10 protein-coding genes and 1 pseudogene are annotated in these 11,515 nt (G+C 61.5%); 2 read left to right on the forward strand and 9 right to left on the reverse strand.

Going from position 1 to position 11,515, the window contains the following annotated elements:
• Positions 1-107 precede the first annotated feature (107 nt).
• The 3 genes from BJI47_RS00400 to BJI47_RS00410 all read right to left on the reverse strand — a co-directional run bounded on the left by BJI47_RS00400 (position 108) and on the right by BJI47_RS00410 (position 5,175).
• A complete protein-coding gene (locus BJI47_RS00400) occupies positions 108-863 on the reverse strand; it encodes a DUF2071 domain-containing protein (RefSeq protein WP_254900311.1) in 756 nt (251 codons plus the stop codon).
• 188 nt (positions 864-1,051) lie between these two features.
• Positions 1,052-4,324: a DEAD/DEAH box helicase gene (locus tag BJI47_RS00405; RefSeq protein ID WP_125458622.1), complete on the reverse strand. Its 3,273-nt coding sequence runs from the start codon at positions 4,322-4,324 to the stop codon at positions 1,052-1,054.
• Positions 4,325-4,509: 185 nt separating this feature from the next.
• Entirely contained in the window at positions 4,510-5,175 is a 666-nt protein-coding gene (locus tag BJI47_RS00410; protein ID WP_088941855.1) for an SIMPL domain-containing protein, read from the reverse strand.
• Between the two features lie 80 nt (positions 5,176-5,255).
• Here BJI47_RS00410 and BJI47_RS00415 point away from each other — a divergent pair, with 80 nt between their 5' ends.
• Complete coding sequence (locus BJI47_RS00415; protein ID WP_088941856.1) at positions 5,256-6,341, forward strand: DNA polymerase IV; 1,086 nt, start codon at positions 5,256-5,258, stop codon at positions 6,339-6,341.
• Here BJI47_RS00415 and BJI47_RS00420 read toward each other — a convergent pair.
• From BJI47_RS00420 to BJI47_RS00445, 6 genes are all read right to left on the reverse strand, one after another.
• Positions 6,299-7,294, reverse strand: coding sequence for an MBL fold metallo-hydrolase (locus BJI47_RS00420; RefSeq protein WP_088941857.1), 996 nt, complete (start codon positions 7,292-7,294; stop codon positions 6,299-6,301). The two genes, BJI47_RS00415 and BJI47_RS00420, sit on opposite strands and share 43 nt — an antisense overlap.
• A 94-nt stretch (positions 7,295-7,388) precedes the next feature.
• Positions 7,389-7,799 (reverse strand): DoxX family membrane protein, encoded by a 411-nt coding sequence (locus BJI47_RS00425; protein WP_088941891.1) that lies wholly within the window; start codon positions 7,797-7,799, stop codon positions 7,389-7,391.
• Positions 7,800-7,828: 29 nt separating this feature from the next.
• A complete protein-coding gene (locus BJI47_RS00430) occupies positions 7,829-8,245 on the reverse strand; it encodes a VOC family protein (protein WP_088941858.1) in 417 nt (138 codons plus the stop codon).
• Between the two features lie 71 nt (positions 8,246-8,316).
• Entirely contained in the window at positions 8,317-9,195 is an 879-nt protein-coding gene (locus BJI47_RS00435) for a sucrase ferredoxin (RefSeq protein ID WP_088941859.1), read from the reverse strand.
• Complete coding sequence (locus tag BJI47_RS00440; protein ID WP_254900312.1) at positions 9,192-10,451, reverse strand: cupin domain-containing protein; 1,260 nt, start codon at positions 10,449-10,451, stop codon at positions 9,192-9,194. The genes BJI47_RS00435 and BJI47_RS00440 overlap by 4 nt, the downstream gene beginning before the upstream one ends.
• Complete coding sequence (locus tag BJI47_RS00445) at positions 10,448-10,702, reverse strand: BatC protein (protein WP_088941860.1); 255 nt, start codon at positions 10,700-10,702, stop codon at positions 10,448-10,450. The genes BJI47_RS00440 and BJI47_RS00445 overlap by 4 nt, the downstream gene beginning before the upstream one ends.
• 487 nt (positions 10,703-11,189) lie before the next feature.
• Here BJI47_RS00445 and BJI47_RS24360 point away from each other — a divergent pair.
• Positions 11,190-11,461 (forward strand): annotated as a pseudogene (locus BJI47_RS24360) (galactokinase); the annotation flags it as partial.
• Positions 11,462-11,515: the final 54 nt, after the last annotated feature.

Consider the following 11,515-nt stretch of genomic DNA (forward strand, 5'->3'; position numbering starts at 1 on the left):
GTTGCCGCGCTACTTCGATGGCGCATTCAAGTTCACTGATCGTATGAATGGACCATTCAAGCGGGGAAGTGGGTAGCTGAACCGTTCGTGTTGAAATGGCCAGCGGATCAACTAGCGGAAGCGCGTACCGCATAAGGCCGTCCGAACTGTGTTGCGACCTGATCCGAATACAGCACCGAGTCCGGTGATCTGCCGGCGATGTTCGGGAGACCCGCAGCCGCGATCAGCTGGTCGGAGCAATGGCTCAGCTCGGCGTCGAGTAGTTTCCAGCGGTTGTGCAGGTTCGGCACATAGGTGAGCCGTCCAGCGATCGATGTATGGAGCCCCCAACGTGCCGTGAGGAATTGGGCCAACGGGTCGTCGGACATATCACGTGACCCGCGTGCTACTGCGAAGTCGGTGGATGCTCCGCGGTGGGGTGGAGCGAGGCGTCTGCTTCGATATCTGATGGTGGATCTGTCGTCGTCGATTGTCATCGACGCCCACCGATACGGAACGCGAGCCAGGTTGGTGCCCAGGACGACTGCGAGCCGGCTGGCTTCCAATGATCGGAAGACCACTCCCCGTCGTCCCTCGCCATCGATGGAGTACAGCCGAACGTTGATTTCGGCGAATGTCCCGAAGTAGGGGACCGGACGGCGGTATCCGAATCCGGCGCCGACCATCTCGAAACCGATCAGACCGACCCAGGACGAGCCGTCGAATTCGTCCGGTGCGCAGCCTCGAGGCAGCAGCGACGAGACGACTGCGCTCGGGACCCGCCAATGCAAGAACACCACACGTTCCCAGCGTTGGTCCATCAAGATCGGTCGCGGGAGAATCGGTGGCCGAGGCCAGAGGTGTTGTCCACTATGTCGGTCCACATCTCGACCCTAGGCTTGAACGAGACGGCGTACGAATTTCGTCCATGTCCGGCGGTCAATCTGTTCGTTTGTCGGTGTCGATCGCGATGTGTGGCCGCTTGAATGGCGCTCACAAGCCATCTGATCGTATGAATGGACCATTGAAGCGGAATGGAGCGAACCTACCAAGCCCTTACCTCCGCCGGCGCCTACTCGATCAACCCTCGAATGTCGTCGGCTGTGAGTCCGCCGGCAAAGGCGCCGCCGTCGTCCATGACACTTGCGAAGAGTTTGGCCTTGCGTTCCTTGAGCGCCATGACCTTTTCCTCGATGGTTCCGCGTGCAACGTAGCGGTTGACGAACACGGTCCGTGCCTGACCGATGCGATGAGCACGATCGACCGCTTGCGCCTCGGTCGCGGGATTCCACCAGGGGTCGAGTACGAAACAGTAGTCGGCTTCGGTGAGCGTGAGGCCTACACCGCCGGCCTTGAGACTTATCAGGAACACGGGTGCTTCCCCGCTACGGAAACGTTCCACGACATCACCGCGGTTTCGGGTGCTGCCGTCGAGGTAGACGAGAGCGATGCCTTCGGATTCGAGGCGATCTCGCACCAACGACAGAAACCTGGTGAACTGGCTGAAGACGAGCGCTCGGTGGCCACCGTCGATGATCTCGTGTAACTGATCGACCAGCTCGTCGATCTTGGCGCTTGGTATATCCGAGTGCTTCTCATCGACCAAAGACGCATCCAAGCTGAGCTGACGCAGAATGGTCAGTGATTGCAAGATCGTGACTCGATTGCGTTGAAAGTCGTCGAGCAGCCCGAGTATCTTCTGACGCTCCCGTGCCAACCGTGTTTCGTAGACGCGCTGATGGCGTGGATGAAGGTCGACCTCGACGGTCTGCTCCTGCTTCGGGGGAAGGTCCTGCACCACAGTGTCTTTCGACCGCCGTAGCACCAGCGGCTTGATGCGTCGGCGAAGGGTTCTCAGTTGCTCTGTGTCACCGTCTTTTTCGATGGGATTGCGATAGTTTTCGGTGAACTTCTTCGGTGATGGGAAAAGTCCGGGTGCGGTGATCGACAGCAAGGCCCACAGCTCCATGACGTTGTTCTCCATCGGGGTGCCGGTGATGGCGAGCTTGTATGGTGCGGACAGCCGCCGAGCGCACTGGTAGGACTTGCTCTTGTGGTTCTTGACGTATTGCGCCTCGTCGAGGATGAGTCCTGACCAGGACACGGCCTCGAAGTCTTCGTAGTCGAGGCGAAAGACTGTGTAGGACGTCACGACGATGTCGGTGCCGAGCGCGATGTCGCCCACCGGGCCTCGTCGTCGTGCGCGCGTTTCCCCGGCCGTGACCACGTTGAGGTCTGGCGCAAACTTTTCTGCTTCTCGTGCCCAGTTGTGCACCACACTCGTGGGGGCCACGATGAGGAACGGGGCAGGCAATGGTCCGCTCTCTCGAATCTTGGTAATCATCGCCAGCGCCTGAATAGTCTTGCCTAGGCCCATATCGTCGGCGAGGATTCCGCCGAGACCGTGGGTCCACAGGAAGAGCAGCCATGAGTAACCTTCGAGCTGGTATGGCCGTAACTGAGCACCTATACCCGCAGGGGCGGGCTGAGTCGGGATCGAATCGAGCTTCAACAGTGCTGTAACCTGCTCGCGCCACGCTGTTGCCTGCCGAGTCACTTCACCGAGTTCGGCGAGCTCCTCCCACAATGAGGCTTGGTATCGGCTGATTCTCAACGGTCCGTTCACGCTGTCCTGCAACGACCGGGCTTCTTCCACCAACCGTCGAAGGGTGAGCAACGAAGGGCGCTCCAGGGAGAAGAACCGGCCGTCGGAGAGCATCAGGTGGGTCTCGCCGCGAGCAATGGCAGTAATGACCGTGGCGAGTTCGACGTCGGTGCCATCGACGGTGACTGCAATGCCGAGATCGAACCAATCGTTGTCGCCTCGAATTGCTGTGGTGGACAACGATATGCCGACGTCGTCGCTGACATTGCGAAAATCTGGGAGCTCACCGACAGTCGTCACATGCACGTTGTCGTACTCGTCCAGGAGAGGTAGCTGGTCGGTGACGAGTATGCCGGCCGAGATCCCGACAGCAGTGAACGAGATGAATTCATTGCCAGGGGGTCGGCTCAGTACCGGAAGGACTCTGCGCAGCAACGCAACCTCTGAGTCGGGATTACGAACTCCCTCGGCTGAGCTGTATATGTCTGCTGGATAGTCTATTTCGGTGCTATCGAGGTAATAGCGCCACTGGCCGGAGAACGTCAGTCGGTTGTCTCCGGTGTGGGTCACCGTGATGTGGAGCTCGGGGCCGGTGACGACGGGTGCGGCGTAGGAGCCGTCCGAAGATACGACGTCGCTGGCACGTTCGAGTGCAGGAAGGTACTTCGTCGTGAAGTCCGCACGATCCGAGGACGGTATCTCGATGGGGTCGATGGTCGTGGCGATCCGTCGAAGCGCAGACGGGACCGGCCTCGACAACCGCGCGAGTCGAAACTCGCGGGTTGCGTGGTTTGTGTGCGCCTCGTCGTCCCAGTACACAATCCCTGAACCGTCGTTGCCGAGGAAGCTGCGACGGTTGGGCGGAATTATGGTGCCGTCGAGGGTAATTCGGCCGACCACGGAAAGCGATCCGGAATCACCGGAAGTGATGTCGACGGTGAACTCTCCTTCTGCTGGCCAAGGGATTTCACCGAGCACACGATGTGCGTTGATCAACGGAAGTCCGACTTCGCGTGCCTCGCCCAGCAGATCCCACAGCAGCCGACCGGAGATGTCTGCGAGGTCGATCGTCGCGGAGTCGGTCCGTTGAAACGAGTACGCCGAGCGCCCACGCGAGCGCACTTGATGCAGCGCATACAGCTCTCGCAGAATATCGACCTGACGCTCGACGCGTCGATCCGTTGTCGACGGAAGCGACGACCACGAGACGCCGCCGCCGACCCAGGCTTTACGCTCGTTGAACATCACCGGGCGGGCCAAGAGTCGAACTGCGTCGGCGCGGTCGACCGACGGTTCCAAGCCCAACTGAAGCCCGATGCGAATGCGCCCACTGCTCGGCCCGCCGAGCTCGGCAGGCTTGGCGGAGATGACGGATGCAAGTGCCTGGGACCAATGGCCCGCGGTGTTCACAGGTCCGCGCGTCGGCGTTCGGACGCTGTCGGCTTTCGCCTGCAGAATCAGCGCGACGGCGTGTTTGCAGTTGAAGACGACGGGGCAATTGCAACGTCCGTATTCCACGGCCACGATGGCGCCCATCCGGCTCGACATGGTGGCGACTGTCGCATACGGGGTGGCTCGGTTGCCCCGTACTTGCGAGGACAGTGTGGACGCCCGTCGATCCCACGTGACCTGCCCAACTCTGCCCTCATCGAAGTATTTCGATCCGCGTGTGAACGTGTCGGTCCCGAATCGGATTTCGAGGGCGTCGACTTCTAGCTCGTCCATGGTCGGAATAGTCACGGTTACCCATGGTAGGCGTGATTACCGACAGGTCGCAGACGCACGCTCAGGTCACATCGAGCAGGCCCGCTACGGCGGTACCTGCGGCGACGATCGCGAACTGACTGCAGCGGTCGACGACTTCGAACCGTGCGTACCTGCGGTCTTCCTACAGCCCTTCGTGGAGTGGTGCGAACACGGTCCGATCAGCTGGCGGCGAACCGCGCGTGCACTTCGGCCCGCAGGACGATGTCCTGGGGCTTCAATTCGAATCCCTCGGCTTCTCGGCCGGCGTAGGCGCGTGTGGCCATCCCGTAGTCCTGATGTCCAGCGGTGACACCGAGCAACCCGGGGTCGGCGATTGCCAGTGCCTTCACCGACACGAGCCCGACGCTCTGGGCGTACACCTCGGCCTTGCTGAGAGCATCCTGTACTGCCAGCTTGCGAACGTGTCGCGTATTTTCCTGCACACTCGCCTCGGTCAGCCTCCAATCGAAGCTGCCGATGTCGACGCCGTCGAGCGCGGACACCGCATAGACGAACGCGTCGATGACATCTAGCTGGCTGAACTCGACGTCGATGGAGGCTACGGCCTGATAGACGTAGGGGAGCTGCTCGCCATCGTGATTGAACGGCCGATTTCGGCTGTGCCGCACCTGATCGAGAGACCACCTGTCGATCGGACCGGACTTTTGGTTGTAGAGCGGGTCGATGAGTTCGGTCAGCTCTCGGACCAACCGGTGGGCGGGCTCGGTAGCAGCCTCCGCGGAGCGACCATCGGACCTTACCGTCAGCGATATCGTGCAACGTTCTGGTGCGAACGTGGCCTGGCCCTGTCCGAGGACGGTGATTTCGACGGGGTTCGAGTCCATGGTTGCGAGTGTTCCACAGCGTCGCACGTTCATCACCGCAAAGGATCGCGCGTACGCCTGTGCACGGTCACAATGAACTTATGACGACCTCGGCGCGCCGAAGATGGGTCATGCATGTCGATATGGATCAGTTCATCGCCGCGGTGGAGGTGCTTCGCAATCCGAAGCTGGCCGGCAAACAGGTGGTCATCGGCGGCCGCGGCGACCCGACCGAACGAGGGGTGGTCTCCACCGCGTCGTACGAGGCCCGGGCTTTCGGTGTCGGATCCGGGATGCCGCTACGAGTCGCCGTGCGAAAGCTACCTGACGCAATATTCTTGCCTGTCGACGCCGCGGCCTACACCGCCGCGTCGAACAGCGTCATGGACACGCTCCGATCGCTGGGCGTCGTCGTCGAGGTAATGGGTTGGGACGAAGCATTTCTCGGGGTCGAAACCGCGGACCCGGTGTCGTTCGCGCGGTCGGTGCACGATGCAGTGTTCGCGGCAACGGGGCTGCATTGTTCGGTGGGTATCGGCGACAACAAGTTGCGGGCGAAAATTGCCACGGACTTCGGGAAACCCCAGGGCATTTATACGCTCACGAACGAGAATTGGTTCGAGCTGATGGGGGAGCGAACCACCGACGCACTGTGGGGAATTGGAAAGAAGACTGCGAAGAAGCTTGCGGCGCTGGGGATCACGACGGTATCGGAACTGGCGGCGACGGACGATGAGCTACTTGCCGCTACCTTCGGCCCGCAAACAGGCCCGTGGATCGGGACGAAGGGCCGTGGCGTCGACGACTCGCCAGTGTCTGCGGAACCGTGGGTTGCGCGTTCGCACAGCCGTGAAGCGACTTTCCAACAGAATCTGACAGATTGGGTTGCGGTGCGACAGGAGGTTCGCGGACTCGCTCATCGCGTTCGTGAAGATCTGCTCGCCGAGAACAGGCAGGCAGTACGTGTCACGCTCAAGATTCGGTATGCACCCTTCGAAACCCACACGACCACAGCAGCACTCGCCGCGCCGACGTTCGATGAGGACACGATCGCCGACGCGGCTGCTGCTCTCGTCGATCGCCTGGATCATGCGAGAGAAGTCAGGCTATTGGGTGTGCGGCTCGAGATGACTCCGCCGAATGATCAGACTCTGGCGAACAGTGCAGGCGAGGATTCCGGTACCTGAGCAACTCGGTTCAGTGCTACCAAGTGGCGCAGGTGTGCAGCTGCCTCGGACAGTGCCATGGTCTTGCCGAACGGAGAGATATCCGCCCACGGCTTGTACCACTTCATTCGTTCCGCAACCTGCCACACGGTGATCTCGTTGTCGCCGAATGCCTCGTACAGATGGTCGAGGCGTTCCCCGTGATGGCTGATCAGTTCACCGGCACGGCCTGCTACGTCGTCGATCGGGATGCCGTGCGCCCCGAGGCCACGGGTGATGTCCAGTGTTTGGACGCGTCGAAGTGAGTCCATGAACTCGGCAAGCGCGTCGCGTTCTTCCAGTGGATAGACAAAGTTCCCGACGTGCGGCGTCGTTTTCTGAAGAACGTGGTCGCCGGTGAACATGACGTCGGATTCGGGTAGGTAGAAGCACACATGGCCGGGGGTGTGTCCCGGGGTATAGACCACTTCGAGTTCGCGGCCGGCGAGTTTGATCAGCTCACCGTCGGTAAGTACGCGGTCCGGGGCAGACTCCGGTCCGGTAGGGGCCGCTGGTGCGTGTTTCTGCCATGCCTCGATGTCGGCAGCAGGGGCGCCGGCGGCCACGAGGTTGTCGAGTTCCCGATTCGCCCACTCCGGGCTGCGATCGGCAGTCATGGCCTCGAACTGCGAGTGATCGGCCTCGTGCATCGCGATCCATGCGCCGGAAGCTTCCCGGACTCGACCGCACAGTCCGATGTGATCGGGATGAAAGTGCGTCAGCACGACGCCTTCGACGTCGGTGATCGAGTGTCCCAGCGACTCGAGGCCGGTGGTCAGGCCGTTCCAGGCGTTGTCGTCGTCCCACCCTGCGTCGACCAGGATCAACCCGCCGGGGGATTCCATTGCGTATACGAGGGTGTTACCCAGCGGATTGTCCGTGATGGGGACCGGGATCTGGAAGATACCGTCGCCGATTGCTGCTGCGTCGCTCACTACGCCACCTCGTTGCTTAGTTCATGTAATCAGTTGCACTTACCTCCATACTGACCGTGCGGTTACGGGCGGTCGCATCCGGGTGCTGTTCGTACTACCGCACCCGGGCACCTGATCGCCGTGATCGCCAGGCGGCCCACGCACCTGTGCACCACAATGCCCATGCCACGAGTACTGGTTGGAAGAGCAATCGGATACCGCGAGCTGCATCGGTATCGAGGCCGAAAGCATCGCTGTGAGTGAGGAATTGCGAGATATTGCCGGGGAAGACAGCAACGAAGAATGTTGCGACGATCCAGCCGAGAGCTACTCGCCGACGTACCAGAACGACAAGGGCCAGGCCGAGAACGATCTCCACTACGCCGGAGGCCAGTACCACGAAGTCCGCGTCGAGCGGCACCCATGAGGGCACCTGGGCACGAAACGCCTCACGCGCCCAGAACAGGTGGCTCAGACCGGCGAACATCAGGAACGAACCGAGCAGAATACGTGCAATCGTCTTCATCGGTTCATCGTGCACCCAGTGCTACCCGATCAAGAGTGGGTACCGGTGATGTTGACCAACCAGCTGATGCCGAACTTGTCGGTGAGCATGCCGAAGGTATCGCCCCACGGTGCCTTCTCGAGCCCCATCGTTCGCTTGGCACCGACGACGAGTTTGTCCCAATAGCCCCGCAGTTCCGCTTCGTCTTCACCGCTGAGGGAGACGGAAATATTGTCGCCGACGCGCAACGCCATGCTCGCGGGGGTGTCGGAACTCATCAGGGTCAGCCCACTCGGCGAGTCGAGTTGGCCGTGCATGATCTGGTCCTTTTCGGAAGGGTCGGCGACGGCCCCGAACTCGCCGAAGGTGCTCAACGTCAGTTCACCCCCGAGCACTTGCTGATAGAACTCCAACGCCTCGCGTGCTTGCCCGCGGAAGTTCAGGTATGGATTGAGTCGAGTAGGCATGTGTCCTCCTCTATCGATGGGTTCGTAAACCATCGTAGGCAGGTGGAAGGGCAGCCGGCGGGGATTTTACGCTAGGGCATCGTCATCTCGATCAACTCGAAGGTTCTGACGGCGCCGGCGCGCACTGCTGCGCAGGTCGTGGTGATGGGCTCGGACACGCTCTGCTCCAGCGTCACCACGATACGAGCGCCGTCGTGGTCGAGCTCTACGGTCCACGTGCCGCCGTGTTGCGTCGTCGACAACGGATTCAACGTGTCGATTCTTTCCTCGCGCAATGCTGCACGGGCATGATGTTGGGCGACCTGAACCGGGGCCGACAGTGAGCTTCGGCCCCGGAGGAAGTGGGGATCGAGAAATCCCGCCCGGTGCCGATCGACGATCGTCGCGACGTCGGCGTCGTCGACGTTGCCGTAGTACAGGCCTTGCGGAAACACGATCATCGTTCCGGCGAATCGGTCGCCGCCCAGGTGAGAGCACTCCCAGGTTACCGACTCGTGGTGTTCCTTCAATGCCGGGAGCACCTTCCGTCCGCGGACGGCGCAGCATCGGTCGTGGCGGCCGTGAGTGCAGACAGCCACGATCGGATCGGGTGAGAGCTCTCCGGTCGATCCGTCGAGTGGGACGTCGAGAAGCTCCTCGTATGCGCCGACTTCGCCCCATCGGATCGACTCCGTACCTACCTCGCATTCGACGATGGCCCATCTCATTCGCGCCTCACTCTGCCGCCGAGCAGGCCTTCGGATGGCAAGGGTGCGCATGCCGGCCCCTTCGATACGGCTAACTATGCGCAAACCCAGGTCCGGATCGAGCACCTTGGCCGAATTCAAGAAAGCAGAGTGTCCCCAGGGTCCGTCGATTTCGGCGAGAAACCATCGATTTCCCGGCGACCCGGATCCGGCCAAGGCGTCACCGCGCTCGCGGGCGCGGTCGCTGCAGGCAGGCCCGCTCATTCTGCCGGTACCAGTACTCCCTCGCGGAGAAGACGGCGAGTCACGACGATGGCACTCTCGGTGTTCAGGCCGGCCAGATCGCCGACGCGGCAGACCTTCGCTGCGCGAAGTTGGGTCACCGCGGCCGAACATTCGGCAGGAAGTGAGATCGTCGTACCGCGAAGACCGAGATGAACTTTGCCTCCGTCGACGTCGACAGAGGCAGTCAACCCACGACGCCACACCACTGAACTGTCGGCGTCGAGCGAGGTCATGAAGGCGACAGTCTTCAGCGGCTGCACTGGTTCGGGCCGCGTGGCGGCGACGAAGCGTGTCGCGAGTCCGCTGGCGATGCGGCGTCGGCGTTCGGTGTCGCCTCGGATGTCGGCGAGGATCGATCCGATGGAGTCGAGCACTCGGTCGATATGTGGTGCGAGAGCGTCGGGATCGGTGAGGTCGATGCCGGCCGGTAGCGGTTCACGAAGACCGGCGTCGTCCGCGAGCAGACCGATCAGCTGAGTCGCTACGTCGAATTCGTTGAACGATGCAACGCCGATGGTGAGGTGAATAGTTGTATCGCCCAATGCTTCTGCCGAGTGGATCCACCCGCGAGGCAAATACAGGGCGTCGCCGGGAGCGAGCACTGTATCGACAGCGGGGACTGCGCGTGCCTGATGTTCGACGGCACTGCGCCGGTCGGACCAGGGCTGATCGGCCAAGGGGTGCGTGTGCACGGGCGGATGGAGAATCCACCGCTTCTCACCGCTGATCTGGAGTACGAATACGTCGTGCACGTCGTAGTGCGGATCGAATCCCTGCGACGAGGCCGGGGTGATGTAGGCGTTGACCTGTGACGGGTGACCGATGTCGTCGACCAGATCGCGAACGAAGTCGATCAGGGGAGGCCACAGCCGATGCAGGCCTTGTAGAACAAGAGTGTGACCGCCGGCGAACGCGGACAGAATCGCCGCGGAGTCGAGCTGATCGGGCATCTCGGCGCCGAAACCACCGGAGGAAGTGAACTGAGATTTTTCCAGCAGTGATCCATCTTTGGCCATCCGCGCGAAGGGAGTGCGCACCCCGCGACGCGATATCAATTCGTCCACGGCCGAGGATGTCATCAAATCTTCGAATGAGGCGGTGAGGTCGGATGCCCGCGACAGTAGCGGCTTCTTCCCCCAGTACTCATCGGCGAAGGTCCGCCCGTCGATGGATATCAAACGACCGAGCGCGGACCGGAATTCCGGTCCGCGCTGGTCGATATCTGTCAGGCTCAAGCCGCGCCGTCCGCACCGCCGTCGTGGCCACTGGGGTTGGAGCCGCCGTCGGCTGGACCCTCACCGGATCCGGCAGGGCCATCGGCACCGCCGTCATGGCCGCCTGGGTTGGAGCCGCCGTCTGCCGGGCCTTCACCGGGGCCTGCCGTGCCGTCGGCGCCGCCGTCGTGGCCGTTGGGGTTGGAGCCGCCGTCGGCTGGGCCTTCGCCTGCTCCGCCGGTTGTGGTGATGTCGTCGTCGTTGATGTTCATCGGATACCTTTCGCTCGACGGTAATGAAGGATCGACGGGCTTACCCCGTTCCAGCGAGTGGATTGACGTATCTTCCACATTCCAAACACTGCCCTCGACTGTTACACGTTCCCTCCGGTTTGGGGCCACAACCCTCGAAAGAGACAGACGCGGACGTGCCTTTGCGCGGAAATCAATCGGTCGCCTCGCCCACGACTGCGGGTCGCGCGACTGGCCATGCAGCGAAGATGAGCGCGATGGCGAGCATGACGAGACCGACCCATAGGTTGGCGCTTGTTCCGACGCTCATATCCCCGACGTTGTCGGACGGGGACGAGTGCGTCTTGTTGCCGAATACCGAAGGAAAGAGTTCTGCGAGGGTGAGCAGAATTCCATAGATACCCAGAAGGGCGCCGATGACGGATCAGATGTCGAACAGTCTGGCGACTAGTCCTGGAGAGGTGTTCTCGAATCGGATGTCTTCGATGTCGCCAGTCATGGGCGCAGCTTGCTGGTAATCAACTCCAATGCGGCACATCATAATTCCACCGGAGAATGTGCGTCGCGTCGAGAATCGTGTAGGCGGGTGGCCGCAGTGTTGGGCGTCGAATCGAGAACCAACGAGTTCTGGATTGTGCAGAAGCAGTGACTAACAGCGATTTTCGACGATTCGGTGAATTGATGACGCAGTCGCATGCCTCGATGCGGGACGATTTCGAGATCACAACGGTGAACATCGATCTCATCGGAGAATCTACGGTTCGTCACGGGGCGCTCGGCGTATATTCGATGCAGTTCGAAGATCGCGAGAGATCGGCGCAGTCTTCGAACTGC

It is taken from the genome of Rhodococcus sp. 1168 (assembly GCF_002091955.1).
Lineage (GTDB): Bacteria > Actinomycetota > Actinomycetes > Mycobacteriales > Mycobacteriaceae > Rhodococcoides.